Here is a 16,546-nt window from a genome sequence, read left to right as displayed (position 1 = left end):
CCGTCCTCTCGCCTCACCTCAACCGAGTCTGGGCGTCGCACCGGCCGCCAACCAGGACATACGCTGCCTGGGTGCCGCACACCCAGGCAGCGCACCGTCGGCCGGGCCTAGCCTGGAGATATGTCTGACAACGCCCTGGGAGAATTCCTGCGCGCCCGGCGCTCCGGCCTGCGGCCCGAAGACGTCGGTATGGCGAGCTACGGCGTACGCAGAGTCGCCGGGCTGCGGCGCGAGGAGGTCGCGGTGCTGGCCGGAGTGAGCGCCGACTACTACACCCGTCTCGAACAGGGCCGCGAGCGCCACCCTTCTTCCCAGGTCCTGGACGCCCTCAGCCGCGCGTTGCACCTCGACACCGACGCCCGCGCGCACGCCTACCGACTGGCCGGCACCGCACCGACCGACCGGCCGGCCCCGCAGCGGGACGTGGTCAGCCCGGCACTGCGCCAGCTCATGGACGGCTGTCCCCACACCCCGGCCTTCGTCCTCAACAGCACCCTGGACATCCTGGCCGGCAATGCCCTGGCCGACGCCCTGTACTCACCTTTCAACCCCGCGGACAACCTCGCCCGCATGACGTTCCTCGACCCCGCTGGCCGAGATTTCTACGCCCGCTGGGAATGGAACGCACAGGCCGTCGTGGCCAACCTGCGCCAGGCAGTCGGCCTCGATCCCGACAACCCCCGGCTGCATGTGCTCATCGACGTACTGACCGGACAGAGCACTGAATTCTCCGCCCTGTGGCAGGCTCACACCGTGCGCGGCAAGACCCAGGATGCCAAGCGGCTCAACCACCCCGACGTCGGTCCGCTCACCCTCACCTACCAAGCCTTCGACGTCCGCGACGCACCCGGCCAGCAACTCGTCATCTACCACGCCGAACCCGGTAGCCCCAGCGCCCAGGCACTGTCCCTGCTCGGCACCATCGACGCCACGCGGCGACAGCCAGATCCCTTGGAGCACCATGATCCTCCCCAAAGATCGTGACCCCCGCTTCATCACCATCCGCCGTGGAGGGACGCTTAGGGACTCCGACCATCGACTCCTGGCTTTGTGGGCTGCCGCGTGCGCGGAGCACGTTCTGCCGCTCTTCGAGTCGGTGCAGCCCTCGGACCCGCGCCCCCGCGAGGCGATCGAGCGGATTCGGGTATGGACGCGCGGCGAGATCAGGATGTCGCAGTCCCGAACGGCGGGTGGCCATGCCATGGCTGCGGCAAGAGAGTTGAGCGGAGCCGCTCGGCACGCCGCGTATGCTGCCGGCCAGGCGGCGGTGGTGGCGCATGTCGCCGCACACGAGCTGGGCGCTGCGGCCTACGCGATCAAGGCCGTGCGTGCGGCGGCCCCCGGACGGCAGGGTGAGAGCGCCGGCAGGGTCGAGTGCCGTTGGCAGCGCGAACAGCTCCCGGAACCGATTCGTGAACTCGTTCTGGATGACCAGCGGTTGCGCAACGAGATCTGCTGGTCGGTCTTCGACTGTTGACGGGCTTGACGGCTTGTCTGTACTGCGTTCTTGGAATCTACCGTTCCGGTCCCTGTTGGGAGATGAGCAGCAGAACTCCCTGCTATGGTGCGCCGATGTCATCGATCAAGCAGTTCCAAGTCACCTTCGACTGCGCGGAACCTGAGCGTGTCGCTCGCTTTTGGTGCGAGGTGTTGGGGTACGTCGTACCGCCGCCTCCGGAGGGGTTTGCTACTTGGGACGATTTCAATCGCGCACTGCCGCCTGAGCGTCAGGGTTCAGCGTTCGCATGCATTGATCCCTCAGGTGTGGGCCCGCGACTGTTCTTTCAGCGCGTTCCCGAAGGCAAGGTCGTCAAGAATCGGCTGCATCTTGACGTGCGGGTCGGCACCGGGCTCGTGGGAGCGGAGCGCCTGGCCGCGCTTGAGGCCGAATGCGCACGGCTGGTCGCGCTCGGCGCGGTACGCGTGCGACTACTGCCTGCCGATGGCTACAACGAGTCGTGCATTGTGATGCAGGACGTCGAAGGCAACGAGTTCTGTCTCGACTGAGCGTTCTTCGAGACGGCGTGGTGGGAAGTCCCGGGGGCCGGTCGACTCGACGGTCATCCGAAATGCAAAAAACCCCGGGCCCGGCGGATGGAATTCCGCTGGGCCCGGGGATCAGTAGCGGGGACAGGATTTGAACCTGCGACCTCTGGGTTATGAGCCCAGCGAGCTACCGAGCTGCTCCACCCCGCGTCGGTAAATACGACTCTACGCGGCCGGAGCCGTTACGCCTAATCGGCTCTGGCCCCGGCCCCTGCCGATCGGCCGCGGCCCCGGAATGATCCAAACGACACCCCCTAGCCCCACCGCAGCATCGCGGCCGCCACCACCGCGAGCAGGGCGATGTAGGACCACGCGTACGTACGGTCCGGTATGCGTGGTGGGCGGCGGCGTAGTACCGCGATCACCGGCAAGGCGCCGAGGAGCAGTGCCGCGGCGGCGCCGGGGTCGACGAGGCCCACCAGGTGTACGTGTGCGTCCGTGCCGGCCGGGAGGGCAGAGCCGCTCAGGGAGACCATGGCGGCCGGGAGTGCGATGGCCAGGGTGAGGGGGTTGGCCAGGGCGGTCGCCACGTGCATCGTGTGCCCGGCCCGGCGCATCGCGGGCACCGTCATGACGCTGCCGCCCACGCCCAGGAAGGCCGCGACCGCGCCGACCGGTGCGCCGAGGACGGGTGGCAGGGGCCGCGGCGCATCGGAGGCCGCCTTGGCCGGCGACCGCGGGCGGAGGAAGCCGGGGCGCAGGAGCAGGTCGGCGATGGTGAGGGCGATGTACGCGACGAACGCCCAGCGGGCCAGGGCGGGCGGGGCGACGCGCGTGGCGAGCGCGCCGGCCGAGGCGCCGGCCGCCAGCAGGAGGAGGAGCGTGCCGCTGCCGCGGAGGGCGCCGAGCACCCGCCGCGGCGTGACGGCCGTCGCGAATCCGGCGTTCACCACCATCACCAGGGCCGAGGTGGCCGTCGCCACCCGCATCGCGTCCGCACCGAGCGCGGCGTCCGCCCACACCACCACCGGGACCGCGACGAACCCGCCGCCGAACCCGAACAACACCGTCGTCACTCCGGTGAGGAGCCCGATCCCGGTCAATGCCATTACGTCCACTACGTCCACACGACCCACTTCACCAGCTCCGGCGGTCGGCCCGCATGCGAAAGTCGGTCTTCTTCTTTCGCGGCTCGGCCAGTACCGTGGCTACGGTGGCGGGGTGAAGAACGTTTCCCTGGACAGCGTCGACCACGTCGACCGGGCCGTCCTGCCCATCGGTACCGACTACCCGGCCGGCCACGTACTGGACTGGCACGAGCACCGGCGCGCGCAGTTCCTGTACGGCGCCACCGGGGTCATGGTCGTCGACACCGATGAGGGCACCTGGACCGTGCCACCCGAGCGGGCCGTGCTGATTCCGGCCGTCACCCGGCATCGGGTCCGCATGCTGGGGGTGAGCACGCGCAGCCTGTACATCGAGCCGGACGCCGTCCCCTGGTGGCCCGCCACCTGTACGGTCGTGGACGTACCGCCGCTGCTGCGCGAACTGCTGCTGGCCGCCGTGGAGTTCGAGGCCGAATACCCTCTCTCCGGGCGGGAGGGGCACATCGCCGCGCTTCTCCTGCACGAGATCGCCGCGCGCACCCCGCTCCCGTTCCACGTCGGGATTCCCGCCTCGGCCGAGCTCGCGGCGCTCTGCCGCGCGTACCTGGCCGCTCCGGACGCCGGGGTCAGCAACGCCGACTGGGCCGTGCGGACGGCCATGAGCGAGCGGGCCTTCACCCGGCGGTTCCGCGCGGAGACCGGTGACAGCCCCGCCGTCTGGCGGGCCCGCGCCCGCCTGCTCGCGGCCGTCCCACTGCTGCGCACCGCGTCGGTCACCGAGGTCGCCGGCCACCTCGGCTACGCCTCTCCCGCCGCCTTCACCGCCGCCTTCACCCGCGCCTTCGGCGCGCCCCCGTCCCGCTTCGCCAAGCGCCCCGCGGGCGGCGGCGCCGGCGCCCGCGGACCCATCTGATCAGCGGAACCCCTGCGGGCCTCTGGCCGCGCTCAGCCGGTGGCAGCGCCGAGCCACTTCCGCTCGCGCTCAGTCGACGGCGGCGCCGAACCACTTCCGCTCGCGTTCAGCCGACAGCAGCGCCGAACCACCTCGGCAGCTCGCCGAGCAGCCCCCGCTGGTCCTCGCCGGCCCACGCCACGTGGCCGTCCGGTCGCAGGAGCACCGCGGGCACGTCCAGTTCCTCGCTGACGTCGATGACATGGTCGACCCGGTCTTCCCAGCCCGCCACCGAGAGCCGGCCGGTCTGGTCGAGCAGGAGGCCGCGGCCGTCGTGCATGAGCTCGTAGAGGCGACCCCGTTTCAGCTGCACGTCCCGCATCCGCCGGCCGAGCAGTTCGTGGCCCTCGCCGAAGTCGTAGCTCACGTCGACCGCGGTGATGATCCCCGTCACGTACCGGTTCACCTCCTCGAAGTCCATCAGCTTGGAGAACAGCTCGCGCAGCGCGGTCGCGCCCGGATCGGTCCCCAGCAGTGTGATCTGCGCGCGGGTGTTGTCCAGCACGCGGGCGCCCACCGGGTGCCGTTCGGTGTGGTAGCTGTCCAGCAGCCCCTCCGGGGCCCAGCCACGCACCGCGGCGGCCAGCTTCCAGCCGAGGTTGAACGCGTCCTGCACGCCGAGGTTGAGGCCCTGCCCGCCGGTCGGCGGGTGGATGTGCGCCGCGTCGCCGGCCAGCAGCACCCGGGCGACCCGATAGCGCTCGGCCTGCCGGGTGGCGTCGCCGAACCGGGACAGCCAGCGCGGCGAGTGCGCGCCGAAGTCGGTGCCGGCGGTCGCCCGCAACTGCCGCGTGAAGTCGTCGAGGGTCGGCTCGGCCGTACGGTCCTCGGCCACCCCGTCGGCCGGCACGACAACGCGGTACACCCCGTTCTCGCCGGGGGAGACGCTGAATCGCAGTTGGGCCTTGCGGACTTCCTCGACGACAGCGGCAATCGTCGCCGGGTCCTCGGTCAGCTCCATTTCGCCCAGCAGGGTCTCGACCTTGGCGGGCTCGCCGGGGAAGCCGACGCCGAGCAGCTTGCGCACCGTACTGCGGCCGCCGTCGCACCCGACGAGGTAGCGCGAGCGCAGCTGTGTCCCGTCCGCCGGTTCGACGGTCACCCCGTCCTCGTCCTGGCTCAGCCCGACCACTTCGCAGCCGCGCCGGATCTCGGCACCGAGTTCGAGGGCACGCTCGTTGAGCAGCCGCTCGGTGACCGGCTGCGGGGTGGCGACGCCGTACGGGTGCGCCGTGTCCAGCCGGTCCGGCCACGGCTTCACGATGCTGCCGAAGAGGCCGCCGGCCTGGAACGTCTCACTGACCGCGAGGAACCGGTCCAACAGGCCGCGCTGGTCCATCATCTCGACGCTGCGCGCGTGCAGGCCCTGCCCGCGGGACTGCCTGGTCGGCTCGGTCGACTTCTCCAGTACGACCACACGCACACCGTGCAGCCGCAACTCGCAGGCCAGCATCAAGCCGGTCGGCCCACCACCGGCAATGATCACGTCGATCAACGCACACCCCGTTTTCCGTGGATTCTTGCTCAGGCCGGTGATTCTGCGGCATCACCGGGGCCTTGCCGCAAGGCCCCCAGTGCGCTATACGTTGAGAGTGGCAAGGAGTGGGTAACCTCCTTGCCTTTACTTTTGGGGCCTTTACTTTTGGGCCTTTGCCGCTTGGCCATTACATGGCCATGCACAGTCTCCGGGCATCGAGGATCGCGGCGTGTACGTTGCGGTGGGCGACCGCGTCGCCTATCCGGAACAACTGGTAGGAACCGTTCTCGTGGATCACCTTGTGCTGCGGGCGGCCCTCGGTCAGTGCGGTGAGGTCGCACTCGCCCAAGTTGCGTGAGTCCGGCCGCAGTTGGTGGTACAGGTCGTCGAGGGGCAGGGTCCCGTGCTCGACGACGACCTGGTCGACCGTCCGCTCGGTGAGCACGTCGGAGTACGCGTTGGCGAGGGTGGCGACGAGCGCGCCGCCCTCCCGCCGGACCGACCGCAGCACATGGTCGGGAGTCAGGACCACGCCGGAGGAGTACAGGGTGCGCAGGTAGTCCGGGTAGAGCGTGCCGGTGACGTCCGCGCCGACCATCCGGTCGGGGGTGACGATCTCCACCTGCGCGCCGGTACCGGTCAGCCGCTCGGCGGCGGTCAGCGCCTGCTCCCCGCCGTGGTCGTCGAAGATCAGTACGCGGCGCCCTGGCCGGGGCGCCCGGCTCAGTACGTCCCAGGTGGAGTCGGTGAGTTCCGCGCCGGATTCGACCACGTCGGTGTCGGGGAGGCCGCCGGTGGCCAGTACTACGACGTCGGGCCGGGTGGCCAGGACGTCGGCGGGCTCGGCGAGGCAGCTGAGCCGGATCGTCACGCCGAGGCGCCGGATCTCCTGGACCAGCCAGTGGACGATCCCGGCCTTCTCGGCGTGGCGCGGGGTACGGGAGGCCAGCAGCAGCTGCCCGCCGAGCCGGTCGGCGGCTTCGAGCAGGGTGACGCGGTGCCCGCGCTCGGCGCAGACGCGGGCGGCCTCCAGCCCCGCCGGTCCGCCGCCGACCACGACCACCTGCTTGGCCGCCTCGGCGCGGGTGACCAGGTGCGGGATCGTCGCTTCCCGTCCGGTGGCGGGGTTGTGCAGGCAGAACGTCTCGACGCGGGAGGCGCAGTAGGTGGCCCCTACGCAGGGGCGGATGCGGTCCTCCTCCCCGCTGATCAGCTTGGCGACGATGTGCGGGTCGGCGATGTGGGCACGGGTCATCCCGACCATGTCGGCGTGCCCCTCGGCGATCGCGTGCCGCGCGGTGGGCAGGTCGGCGATCCGCCCCGCGTGGAAGACCGGGATGCCGACTGCCCTGCGGATCGCGCCCGCGACCGGGAGGCGGTCGCCCAGCGGCCGGCCGAAGACCGGTATGACCTCCGCCAGTTCGCGGTCGGTGTTGCCGGAGCCGTGCACGACGGACAGGAAGTCGAGCATGCCGGTGCCGGCCATCGCCGTGGCGATGTCGACGCACTCGGCAGGCGTCAGTCCGTCGGGCACCCCTTCGTCTCCGGGAATGCGCATGCCGACGACGAAGTCGGCGCCGACCTGGTCGCGGACCTCCGCCAGCACCATCCGCCCGAAGCGCAGCCGGTTCTCCAGGCTGCCGCCGAACTCGTCGGTGCGGTGATTGGTGCGCGGCGACCAGAACTGGTCGATCAGATGGCCGGCCATGGCGGCGATCTCTATGCCGTCGAGCCCGCCCTCGCGCGCCCGCCGGGCGGCCGCACCGTACGCCTTGACGATCCGGTCGATGTCGAACCGCTCGATCACCTTGGGAAAGCTGCGGTGTGCCCGCTCGCGCACCGCGGAGGGGCCGAGCGCCGGCAGCCACCGGTCGATGTCCCACTTCGACCGGCGCCCGAGGTGCGTCAGCTGGATCATCACGGCGGTACCGTGCCGGTGCAGCCGGTCGGAGAGCGAACGGTAGAACGGCAGGATCGCGTCGTCACCCGCGTCGAGCTGGTCGAAGACATTGGCCGAGTCGGCCGCGACGTTGCTCGACCCTCCGATGATCGTCAGTGCGATGCCGCCCTTGGCCTTCTCCTCGTGGTACAGCTCGTACCGCAGGCCCGGCGCACCGCCGTCGAGATAGCCGGACGGTGCGTGTCCGGTGCTGTAGACGCGGTTCTTCAGCACCAGGTTGTTCAGCTTCAGCGGCTGCAGTACCGGGTCGTTCGGGCTCATGGCAGAGGCTCCTTCAGCAGGTCAGCGGAAGCGGCCGGGGCGGAACGCCGCGAGCAGCGGGCTGCGTTCCCCGGTAGTGATTTCGTCGGCCAGCAGCTCGCCGGCGATCAGGGCGAGGGTCGCGCCGCTGTGGGTGAACGCGACGAACAGGCCCTGTACTTCGTCGAGTTCGCCGAGTACCGGCTCGCCGTCCCCCGGGATCGGCTTGCGGCCGACGCCGTAGGAGTCCAGCTCCAGGCGCGGATGGCCGGCGAGGACGGCCGACGCCTCGCGCAGCAGCTTCTCGACCGTGGAGTGCTTGACCTCGTACGTGCCGTCCGCATGGGCCACCACCTCGCGCGCGGTGGCGTCGGAGTCCATCACCAGCGCACCGTCCGGAGTGGGCCGCAGCGCCACGCGCGGGGTGTTCAGGGTGGCGCGCAGGGCCGTGTCGACGGGCGTGGTGCGCACGAGCAACGCCTGGGGTGTCGCGTCCGGGATCTCCACGCCGTATTGCCGCACCGTGCCCGGCACGTCGGCCCCCGTCGCCAGCAGGGCCGTGTCGACGTCGATGCGTTCACCCGCCCCCGTCCGTACGGCGGCCACGCGGTCCCCCTCGACGACGACGGAGGCGGGGCCGGCACCGGTGAGGATCCGGCCGCCGGCCGCGACGAGGTCGTCGGCGAGCTGCCGGACGAGGGGGACGAGGTCCACCCACCCCTCACCCGGGTTGAAGATCGCGCCCTCGTCGGGGATCGCGGCCGGGTCCACCCCGGGCGTCCACTGCGCCACTTCGTCGCGGGTCAGCCACTCGGCGTCGTACCCGTTGCGCCGCATGTGCGCGAACGCCGCCCGGTGCGACTCGGCCGCACCGGGCGCCGCCCAGGTCAGCCCGCCGTCGAACTTCAGGTAGCCGGACGAGGGGACGCGGGTGGCGAAGGTGCGGTACCGGTCCATGCCGAGCAGTCGGAGCCGGTGGTACGCCTCGGAGCGCTTGCCACCGAAGGAGTTGAGCCAGGACAGCGACCGGCCTGACGCACCGTCAGCCAGTTCGCCCGCGGTGACCAGGACGACGTCGGCGCCGCGGCGGGCGAGCTGTGCAGCCGTCGACACACCGATGACACCACCGCCGAGGACGGCGACGCGGGGACGGGAAGGGGAAGTGCGCATGGGAGTGCCTTTCGATGGGGCGATGGGGCGATGGGTCAATGAGTCGATGAACGTGAGGAAGGCTTGGCATGGGCAGGCCGGGCCGTACGCCGAGGACGCACCGGCCGGTCTTCCGGACGGCTCAGGCGGAGTGGTCCCGCGAGTGGTCCCGCGTACCGGGTCCGGCCGTGCTGGAGCGGACGATCAGCTCGGTCGGCAGCACGATCCGCTCACCGGGCAGGTCGTCGCCCTTGATGCGGGCGAAGAGCCGCTCCGCGGCGGTCCGCCCCATGTCCAGTGGCGACTGGGCCACAACGGTCAGCGGCGGGTCGACGAGTGTGGTCCAGTCCAGGTCGTCGAAACCGACCATCGAGACGTCGCCGGGGATGGCCACGCCGCGTCGGCGGGCCGCCTTGAACACACACTGCGTGGAGACGTTGTCGGCGGCGAAGACCGCAGTGGGCGGCTGAGGGAGCGTCAGCAGCGCGTCGGCCTCCTGCTCGGCACGGGCCACCTCGCCGATCCCCGCGTACCGGACCAGCTCGGCCGAGGAGGCCGCGAGGTACTCGTCCACGGCGGCGAGATAGCCGCGTATACGGTCGGTCGACGGCCGCGCCGCACCCCGCGCCGCCAGCCGGCCGGTGCTGCCGCGCACCGCCACTTCCGGGCCCTCGTCGAGGTCCACGCACGCCAGCAGCCCGATTCTGCGGTGGCCCAGTGTCAGCAGGTGCGCGACCGCCCCGTAGGCCGCCGCCGCGTTGTCGATCACCACGCTGTCGGCGTCGAGCACACCGCTCGACCGGTCGAGCAGGACGATCGGCACACCCAGCTCCTGGGCGTGTTTCAGGTGCCGCACATCGGTGACCGAGGTCGGCGCGACGACGATGCCCTCGACCTGCTTGTCCAACAGCACCTGGACCGCGGCGCGTTCGTCGTCGAGCCGGTCGTCGCTGTTGGTGAGGATCGCCTCGTAGCCCTGCGCGCGGGCCACGTCGCACACGCCGCGCACCGCGGTGGCGAAGTACGGGTTGGAGATGTCGGCGCCGACGAAGCCGATGGTGCGTGTACTGCCGGACCGCATGCTGCGCGCGACGACGTTGGGGGAGTACCCCAGCCGGTCCGCCGCCGCCGTCACCCGGTCGCGCAGGTCGTCCCCGACCCGGCCGTAGTTGCCGAGCGCCCGGCCGGCCGTGGCCACGGAGACGCCGGCTGCACGGGCCACGTCGGCCACCGTGGGGCGTCGGCGTCCGCCGCCCGCGCCTGCACCGGTCGCCATCACAGGACCTGCGAGAGGAACTTCCGCAACCGCGGAGAGCGTGGCGCGTCGAAGATCTGCTCGGGCGGTCCCGACTCCACCACGACTCCGGCGTCCATGAACACCACCGTATCGGCAACCTGCCGGGCGAAGCCCATCTCGTGCGTCACCACGATCATCGTCATGCCACCGCCCGCGAGGTCGGCCATCAGCTGCAACACCCCCTTGACCAGCTCGGGGTCCAGCGCGCTGGTGACCTCGTCGAAGAGCATCACCTGGGGCTCCATCGCCAACGCCCGTGCGATGGCCACCCGTTGCTGCTGTCCGCCCGACAGCTGACCGGGCCGGTGCTCGCTGCGGTCGGCCAGTCCCACCTCGCGCAACCGCTGCCGGGCGATCGTCTCGGCCTGCTCCTTGGGCAGCTTCTTCACATGGGTCAGCGCGAGCGTGATGTTCTGCAGCGCGGTCTTGTGCGGGAAGAGGTTGAAGTGCTGGAACACCATCCCGATGCGCTGCCGCAGCAGGTTGATGTCCATCGTCGCGGTGTCGGCGCCGTCGAGCAGTACCTCGCCCGAGGTGCGGGTCTCCATCCCGTTCAGGCAGCGCAGCAGCGTCGACTTCCCCGACCCTGAAGGGCCGATGACGCACACCACCTCGCCCGCCGGCGCGGCCAGCTCGGCGCCGCGGAGGACCTCGACGGACCCGAAGGTCATCCGGATGTCGCGCGCCTCCAGCGAGGCGCCGGTGGAGCGCGGCGCGGCCGGCGGAACGGTCAGGTCGGGTGTGGTCATGCCAGCGCCTCCTTCTTCGGTCCGACGGGCGACGGCTCCTCGGCCGCCACGGCCGGGCGTGACCCCTCGCGCAGCCGTCGGTCGATGGAGTTGACCAGGTGGGTCAGCGGGACGGTCAGCAGCAGGTAACACAGGCCGGTGGCCAGCAGCGGGGAGAGGTTGCCGGCGGTCACCGCGTCGTCCTGGCCGATCCGGAACAGCTCGCGCTGCGTGGTGATCAGGCCCAGGAAGTACACCAGGCTGGAGTCCTTGATGATGGCGATGAACTGGTTGACCATCGCCGGCAGGACCCGGCGCACGCCCTGAGGGACCACCACCAGGCGCAGCGCCTGGCCGTGGCTGAGTCCCAGGGCACGGCACGCCTCGCCCTGCCCCTTGTCCACGCTCTGGATGCCGGATCGGAAGATCTCGCCGATGTACGCGCCGGACATCAGGCTCATGGCCAGGACGGCCACCGGGTACGGCGAGGCGAGCCAGCTGATCTGTGCGGAGAAGACCCCCTCGCCGACGATCAGGATGGTCAGCGCCGCGGGCAGGCCGCGGAAGACGTCGGTGTACACGCGGGCGGGCACCCGCAGCCATCGGTGGCGCGACAGGCCCATGATCGCCAGCGCCATGCCGATGACGCTGCCCAGCAGGGCGGACGAGACGGCCAGGGCGAGGGTGTTGCGCAATCCGTAGGTCAGCAGGTCCGGCAGTACGTGGCGGATCAGCTGCCAGTCGAAGAAGTTGTTGAGGAGGTCGTTCACTGCTGCCCCTTGGCGGTGTACGGCGGCAGCTGACCGGTGCGGGATACCGGTGCCTTGGGGAAGTACTTCTTGTAGAGCCGCAACCACGTGCCGTCGTCGACCAGTTGCCTCAGCGCGCCGTTGAGCTTTCCGGCCAGCGCGGTGTTGCCCTTGCGCACCGCCCAGCCGGCCGGGTAGTCGGTGGCCGGGACGGTGACCGGCTGGCTCAGCCGCAGCTTCGGGTACTTCTTGGCGATCGCCAGGTTCGGTTCGAAGTCGTTGAAGAAGCCGGCGACCCGGTCGTTCTTCAGCGCCAGGTCGGCGGAGTTGGCGTCGGGGAAGCGGACGATGTCCGCGCCCGGGAGGAACCTGTTCGCGTTGGTGTCGGCGATGGAGCCCTGCAGTACCGCGATCCGCTTGCCCTTCGTGCTGGCGGCATCGGCGGTGATCCCGCTCTTCGGGCCGGTGAGCACCCCGAAGTAGCCGGCGAGGTAGCCGTCGGAGAAGTCGACCGTCTTCTTCCGCGGCGCGGTGATGCCGACGGCAGCGGCGGCCACGTCGAACTGCCGGTTGTTGACCGCGGGCAGCAGCCCCGAGAACTCCAGCGCGACGATCCGCGGCTTGAGGTGGAGCTTGCGTGCCGCGGCCGAGATCAGATCGACCTCGAACCCGGTCAGCTCGCCGTTCTCCTCGTAGGCGTACGGCTTCATGTTGTTCGACGTACCGATCTTCAGCGTGCCCGCCTCGGCGACTCCTGCCGCTTTCGCGGCGGCATCCGTGCCGGTGGCCGCACCGGTACCGCAACCGGCTGTCCCGAGCAACGACAGGGCGACCGCGGCGACCACCCCCCGTACCGAACGGACCTTCGCCATTGTTCCTCCAACCGTGCCGGGGTCGAGAGAACGTTCTCTCGTCGAGGTGTGAGAACGTTCCCACGGTGCCTGTGGAGCGTCAAGACCTCAACTCGTGCAGCGTGAAGACCCACAACCCGTGCAGCGTGCAGACCCGCAACTGGAGGACGACCGCCGCCGATCCGGCCCCCTCGGGCCACGGCCCGTCGGTACACGTGCGACGGCCCGGCGGCCGCTCACGGGGAGCGGGCCGCCGGGCCGCACGGGTGCTGCCGGGTCAGGACTCGTCGTCGCGGTCCGTCAGGGAGTCCTTCATCCCCCGGGTCTGGCCCTTGGCGTCGTCCACGGCGTTCTTCGCCTTGCCCTTGGCCTCGTCGGCGCGGCCCTGGCCCTTCGTACGGCTGTCGCCGGTGGCCTTGCCGGCCATCTGCTTGGCCTTGCCCTTGAGCTTGTCCATGGCGCCCTTGTCACCCATGCCGGTACTCCTTCGTCTCGTCGGCGGGACGGCAACCACGCTGCCCCACCCCTCGCCGGCCCGCACCCCGGAGAGGGCCGGGCCGGTGCGGTCACCGGTGGCTGGACCGGTGGAACCCACCCCCATCTGGTCCTGTCCCGCCGGTCGTCCAGCGGGCAGCATGTCGGGAATTCCATGCCGATCAGCAGGCGCCGGCCTGCGTCAGGTGGTGACCGCTCGATGCCCGAGGTACCCCGTACCGCCGATCCATGCACAGCCGCCGATCTGGTCCTGCTCAACGGCACGGTCCGCACGATGGACCGGGCCGGTACGACCCGTACCGCACTCGCCGCGCGCGGCGGACGGGTGCTCACCGTCGACGACGACGCCGCGGTGCACGGGCTCATCGGGCCGCGCACCCGGGTACTGGACCTCCAGGGCCGCTGCGCGGTGCCGGGGTTCATCGAGACCCACAACCACCCCACCTTCTTCGGGCTGACGCTCGCCGCCGATGTCGACGCGGGCAGCCCGCCCAACGCCACCATCGCCGACATCGTCGCCCGGGTGGAGCAGGCCGCCGCCGACGCCGAGCCGGGCATGTGGGTGCGCGGCTACCGGTACGACGACACGCTGCTCGCCGACGACCGGCACCCCACCCGCGCCGACCTCGACCCGGTGTCCAGGGACCGGCCGGTCTGCCTCCAGCACGTCTCGGGCCACTTCTGCGTACTGAATTCGGCGGGGCTGCGGCTGCTCGGCATCGACCGGAACACCCCCGACCCGGTGGGCGGCGCGATCCACCGGGACGCGGCGGGCGAGCCGGACGGGGTGCTCGCGGAGACCGCCGCGTTCGCCGCCTACGCGGCCATGCCCAAGCCGGAGACCGCCGACCTCGCCGAGGCGATCGGGCTGGCCGGTGACGCCTATCTGGCGGCCGGCGTCACCACCGTCCACGACACCGGGCTCGGGCTGGTCGGCGGGCCCGCCGAACTCGACGCGTACCGGATGGCGCGCCGCAACGGACGGCTGCGCAACCGGATCCAGGCATACCTCGTACAGGATCTCTTCCCCGGTCTGTCGCGCGGCGAGCTCAGCCCGGTCGAGGCGGGCGTCGCCGGGCTCGGCGACGACCTCTTCCGGGTGGCCGGCGTGAAGCTGTGGGCCGACGGCTCGCTCCAGGGCCTGACCGGCTGCGTCTCGGAGGGGTACGCCTGCGCGCCGGACAAGAACGGGCTGCTGATCTTCCCGCAGGACGACCTCAGCAGGCGGGTGGCCACGCTGCACGAGGCCGGCTGGCAGGTCGCGATCCACGGCAACGGCGACGCCGCGATCCAGGCGATCCTGGAGGCGTACGCGAAGCTCGGCCTCGACCCAGTGGAGGGCGACCGGCGGCACCGTATCGAGCACTGCCAGATGGTCAGCGAGCGGCAGCTGGACCAGATGGCCGGCGCCGGCATCCTCGCGTCCTTCTTCATCAAGCACGTCTACTACTGGGGCGACCGGCACCGGGACCGGTTCCTCGGCCCCGAACGGGCGCGGCGCATCGACCCGCTCGCCTCCGCGGTCAAGCACGGGGTGACCTTCGGGCTGCACTCGGACACGCCGGTGGTCCCCGTACCGCCGCTGGAGGGCATCTGGTGCGCGGTGCGCCGGACGACCCGCGACGGCCACGAGCTGGGGCCCGAGCAGCGGGTGGACGTGGACACGGCGCTGCGCGGCTACACCAGCCAGGCCGCCCACCTCGGCTTCGAGGAGCGCGACAAGGGCAGCCTGGAGCCGGGCAAGCTGGCCGACATCGCGGTGCTCTCCGCCGATCCGGGCGCGGTCGCGCCGGACGCGGTGCGGGCGCTCCAGGTGGACGCGACGGTCATCGGCGGCGAGGTCGTCTGGGGCGGCGCGGGGCTGGACGCCGGGGGCCCCGCCGGGGGAGGGGCCGGCCGGTGAGCGGTAAGCGGAAGAGCCTCGGCATCGGGCTCGGGCTGCCGGCGCTGGCGATCCTCGTCGTCATGCCGCTGCTCGCGGACACGGACGTGTACGTCCTCGGCATCCCGCTGCTGTGGGCGTGGATGTTCGCGTGGTTCCCGCTCACCAGCCTGTGCCTGTGGGTGGCCTGGCGGATCGACGAACCGCGGTACCGGGACGAGCGTACCGACGAGGGGGCGGCGAGATGACCGCGGCGATCTTCTTCGGCGTCATGGCGGTCTCCGTCCTGGTCGCCTTCAGCGCCCGGCGCGGGATGAAGAACATGTCGATCGGGGAGTACCTCGTCGGCGGCCGGTCCTTCCCGCCCTGGCTGCTGTACTTCCTCGCGGTCGGCGAGATCTACAGCATCGGCACCATGATCGGTTTCCCGGCGGGCATCTACGCGGGCGGCGCGAGCTACGGCATCTGGTTCCTCGGCTACATCCTGCTGGCCTATCCGCTGGGGTACTACATCGCACCGCTGATCTGGCGGGCCGGGGTGCGGTACGACGCGATGACCGTGCCCGACGTCTTCGGGCGGCACTTCCGCAGCCGGAGCCTGGAGCTGGTCACCGCGGGCGCGCTGCTGGTCGCGCTGGTGCCGTGGGGCCAGTACCAGTTCATCGGTATGCAGGTCGTGCTGCAGGCGCTCGGGCTGCCGATCAGCCCCGTGCAGTCGGTGCTCCTGGCGGGCGTGATCGCCTTCCTCTACCTGGCCGTCTCCGGGGTCCGCTCGCCCGCCTTCGTCGCGATCCTGAAGGACGTGCTGATGGTGCTCGGCATCGTCGTCGCGGGGGTGGTGGCGGTGACGGCGGGCGGCGGCCCGGCGGAGGTCTTCGGCCCGGATTCCGTGCCGCGCGCGCAGGTGACGATGAGCGGGTCGCCGATGGTCTTCGCGCTCACCACCATCGTCTTCCAGAGCGTCACGTTCTACCTGGGCTTCTCCGCCGCGTACATCTTCACCGCCAAGTCCGAGCGGGCGATCAAGTCCTCGACGGTGTGGATGCCGGTCTACATGCTGATGTATCCGTTCCTCGTCGCCACCGCCTACTTCGCCTTCGCCGACCGCCCGCACGTGAAGGACCCCAACACGGTCTTCATGGCGATCGTCCAGGACCGGCTGCCGGACTGGCTGGTGGGCGTGGTGGCCGCGGGCGCGGGCCTGTCGGGCGTCCTGGTGCTGGCCGTCACCGCGCTGACCATCGGCGGCATCGTCTCCCGCAACCTCGCGCCGAACATCCGCCCCGAGGCGCAGCGCCGCACCACCACGGCGGTGGTCGCGGTCTTCCTGGTCGCCGCCGCGGTGCTCACCCTCACCGCCTCGACGCTGATGCTGACGGTGCTGAACCTGACGTACTACCTGCTCGGCCAGCTCGTACCGGGCTGGCTCGCGCTGATGTTCTTCCGCCGGGTGCGGCCGTGGGCGGTCTCGACTGGGATGCTCGGCGGCGTCGCGGCGTCCATCGTGCTGTACGTGACCGATCCCGACCTGGGCGGCATCAACCCCGGCCTGGTCGCCGTCGCACTCAACTGCGTACTGATGTTCGGGCTGAGCCTGCTGTGCCCCGGCCCGGCCACCGAGCCGGTGTCGGCGCTCCCTCGGGTGACGTCCGGTCAGGGCGCGCCCTAGGCCGG

Annotated in this window: 16 protein-coding genes and 1 tRNA gene; 7 read left to right on the top strand and 10 right to left on the bottom strand. The window is 71.1% G+C overall.

Annotated features, from left to right (window positions below):
• Positions 1-120 precede the first annotated feature (120 nt).
• The 3 genes from ACZ4MH_RS19245 to ACZ4MH_RS19235 all read left to right on the top strand — a co-directional run bounded on the left by ACZ4MH_RS19245 (position 121) and on the right by ACZ4MH_RS19235 (position 2,007).
• Positions 121-984 carry a helix-turn-helix transcriptional regulator gene (locus ACZ4MH_RS19245; RefSeq protein ID WP_467754590.1) on the top strand — a complete coding sequence of 288 codons (864 nt, stop codon included), beginning with the start codon at positions 121-123 and terminating at the stop codon, positions 982-984.
• A complete protein-coding gene (locus tag ACZ4MH_RS19240) occupies positions 962-1,477 on the top strand; it encodes a putative immunity protein (RefSeq protein WP_351588033.1) in 516 nt (171 codons plus the stop codon). The genes ACZ4MH_RS19245 and ACZ4MH_RS19240 overlap by 23 nt, the downstream gene beginning before the upstream one ends.
• Positions 1,478-1,572: 95 nt before the next feature.
• Positions 1,573-2,007 (top strand): VOC family protein, encoded by a 435-nt coding sequence (locus ACZ4MH_RS19235; RefSeq protein ID WP_351588030.1) that lies wholly within the window; start codon positions 1,573-1,575, stop codon positions 2,005-2,007.
• Between the two features lie 115 nt (positions 2,008-2,122).
• Here the strand turns inward: ACZ4MH_RS19235 and ACZ4MH_RS19230 are convergent.
• Positions 2,123-2,196, bottom strand: a tRNA-Met gene (locus tag ACZ4MH_RS19230).
• Positions 2,197-2,300: 104 nt separating this feature from the next.
• Complete coding sequence (locus ACZ4MH_RS19225) at positions 2,301-3,095, bottom strand: sulfite exporter TauE/SafE family protein (RefSeq protein ID WP_467754589.1); 795 nt, start codon at positions 3,093-3,095, stop codon at positions 2,301-2,303.
• Between the two features lie 112 nt (positions 3,096-3,207).
• On the opposite strand from ACZ4MH_RS19225, the gene ACZ4MH_RS19220 reads away from it, so the two are divergent.
• Complete coding sequence (locus ACZ4MH_RS19220; RefSeq protein ID WP_351588027.1) at positions 3,208-4,005, top strand: AraC family transcriptional regulator; 798 nt, start codon at positions 3,208-3,210, stop codon at positions 4,003-4,005.
• A gap of 106 nt (positions 4,006-4,111) precedes the next feature.
• Here ACZ4MH_RS19220 and rox read toward each other — a convergent pair whose 3' ends face one another.
• The 8 genes from rox to ACZ4MH_RS19180 form a co-directional block, all read right to left on the bottom strand.
• Positions 4,112-5,539: a rifampin monooxygenase gene (gene rox, locus ACZ4MH_RS19215; RefSeq protein WP_351588024.1), complete on the bottom strand. Its 1,428-nt coding sequence runs from the start codon at positions 5,537-5,539 to the stop codon at positions 4,112-4,114.
• A 169-nt stretch (positions 5,540-5,708) separates the two neighbouring features.
• On the bottom strand, positions 5,709-7,742 hold the full coding sequence (locus ACZ4MH_RS19210) for an NADH:flavin oxidoreductase (protein WP_351588021.1): 2,034 nt from the start codon (positions 7,740-7,742) through the stop codon (positions 5,709-5,711).
• A gap of 21 nt (positions 7,743-7,763) precedes the next feature.
• Complete coding sequence (locus ACZ4MH_RS19205) at positions 7,764-8,891, bottom strand: NAD(P)/FAD-dependent oxidoreductase (RefSeq protein ID WP_351588018.1); 1,128 nt, start codon at positions 8,889-8,891, stop codon at positions 7,764-7,766.
• Between the two features lie 121 nt (positions 8,892-9,012).
• Positions 9,013-10,092, bottom strand: a complete 1,080-nt coding sequence (locus ACZ4MH_RS19200; RefSeq protein ID WP_351588015.1) for a LacI family DNA-binding transcriptional regulator — start codon at positions 10,090-10,092, stop codon at positions 9,013-9,015.
• 53 nt (positions 10,093-10,145) lie between these two features.
• Positions 10,146-10,916, bottom strand: a complete 771-nt coding sequence (locus ACZ4MH_RS19195; RefSeq protein ID WP_351588012.1) for an amino acid ABC transporter ATP-binding protein — start codon at positions 10,914-10,916, stop codon at positions 10,146-10,148.
• Positions 10,913-11,665: an amino acid ABC transporter permease gene (locus ACZ4MH_RS19190; RefSeq protein WP_351588009.1), complete on the bottom strand. Its 753-nt coding sequence runs from the start codon at positions 11,663-11,665 to the stop codon at positions 10,913-10,915. Before ACZ4MH_RS19190 ends, ACZ4MH_RS19195 begins: the two co-directional genes overlap by 4 nt.
• Entirely contained in the window at positions 11,662-12,516 is an 855-nt protein-coding gene (locus ACZ4MH_RS19185; RefSeq protein WP_351588005.1) for an ABC transporter substrate-binding protein, read from the bottom strand. The genes ACZ4MH_RS19190 and ACZ4MH_RS19185 overlap by 4 nt, the downstream gene beginning before the upstream one ends.
• A gap of 256 nt (positions 12,517-12,772) precedes the next feature.
• Positions 12,773-12,970: a CsbD family protein gene (locus ACZ4MH_RS19180; RefSeq protein ID WP_351588002.1), complete on the bottom strand. Its 198-nt coding sequence runs from the start codon at positions 12,968-12,970 to the stop codon at positions 12,773-12,775.
• A gap of 219 nt (positions 12,971-13,189) precedes the next feature.
• Here ACZ4MH_RS19180 and ACZ4MH_RS19175 point away from each other — a divergent pair, with 219 nt between their 5' ends.
• From ACZ4MH_RS19175 to ACZ4MH_RS19165, 3 genes are read left to right on the top strand one after another with little or no spacing between them, the layout of a single operon-like run.
• Positions 13,190-14,893: an amidohydrolase gene (locus ACZ4MH_RS19175; protein WP_351587999.1), complete on the top strand. Its 1,704-nt coding sequence runs from the start codon at positions 13,190-13,192 to the stop codon at positions 14,891-14,893.
• Positions 14,890-15,120: a DUF3311 domain-containing protein gene (locus ACZ4MH_RS19170; protein WP_351587997.1), complete on the top strand. Its 231-nt coding sequence runs from the start codon at positions 14,890-14,892 to the stop codon at positions 15,118-15,120. Before ACZ4MH_RS19175 ends, ACZ4MH_RS19170 begins: the two co-directional genes overlap by 4 nt.
• Positions 15,117-16,541 carry a sodium:solute symporter family protein gene (locus ACZ4MH_RS19165; protein WP_351587995.1) on the top strand — a complete coding sequence of 475 codons (1,425 nt, stop codon included), beginning with the start codon at positions 15,117-15,119 and terminating at the stop codon, positions 16,539-16,541. Before ACZ4MH_RS19170 ends, ACZ4MH_RS19165 begins: the two co-directional genes overlap by 4 nt.
• The last annotated feature ends 5 nt before the right edge of the window (positions 16,542-16,546 follow it).

The sequence above is a fragment of the Streptomyces sp. NPDC026301 genome, assembly GCF_055567935.1.
The sequence above is the reverse complement of the archived record's forward strand: the minus strand, read 5'-3'. Positions and strand labels throughout refer to the sequence as shown.

Excerpts from the sequence above, each read along its gene's own strand:
- ACZ4MH_RS19245 (WP_467754590.1), top strand. The coding sequence starts at position 121 with ATGTCTGACAACGCCCTGGGAGAATTCCTGCGCGCCCGGCGCTCCGGC.
- ACZ4MH_RS19240 (WP_351588033.1), top strand. The coding sequence starts at position 962 with ATGATCCTCCCCAAAGATCGTGACCCCCGCTTCATCACCATCCGCCGT.
- ACZ4MH_RS19235 (WP_351588030.1), top strand. The coding sequence starts at position 1,573 with ATGTCATCGATCAAGCAGTTCCAAGTCACCTTCGACTGCGCGGAACCT.
- ACZ4MH_RS19225 (WP_467754589.1), bottom strand. The coding sequence starts at position 3,095 with ATGGCATTGACCGGGATCGGGCTCCTCACCGGAGTGACGACGGTGTTG.
- ACZ4MH_RS19210 (WP_351588021.1), bottom strand. The coding sequence starts at position 7,742 with ATGAGCCCGAACGACCCGGTACTGCAGCCGCTGAAGCTGAACAACCTG.
- ACZ4MH_RS19205 (WP_351588018.1), bottom strand. The coding sequence starts at position 8,891 with ATGCGCACTTCCCCTTCCCGTCCCCGCGTCGCCGTCCTCGGCGGTGGT.
- ACZ4MH_RS19195 (WP_351588012.1), bottom strand. The coding sequence starts at position 10,916 with ATGACCACACCCGACCTGACCGTTCCGCCGGCCGCGCCGCGCTCCACC.
- ACZ4MH_RS19185 (WP_351588005.1), bottom strand. The coding sequence starts at position 12,516 with ATGGCGAAGGTCCGTTCGGTACGGGGGGTGGTCGCCGCGGTCGCCCTG.
- ACZ4MH_RS19180 (WP_351588002.1), bottom strand. The coding sequence starts at position 12,970 with ATGGGTGACAAGGGCGCCATGGACAAGCTCAAGGGCAAGGCCAAGCAG.
- ACZ4MH_RS19175 (WP_351587999.1), top strand. The coding sequence starts at position 13,190 with ATGCCCGAGGTACCCCGTACCGCCGATCCATGCACAGCCGCCGATCTG.
- ACZ4MH_RS19165 (WP_351587995.1), top strand. The coding sequence starts at position 15,117 with ATGACCGCGGCGATCTTCTTCGGCGTCATGGCGGTCTCCGTCCTGGTC.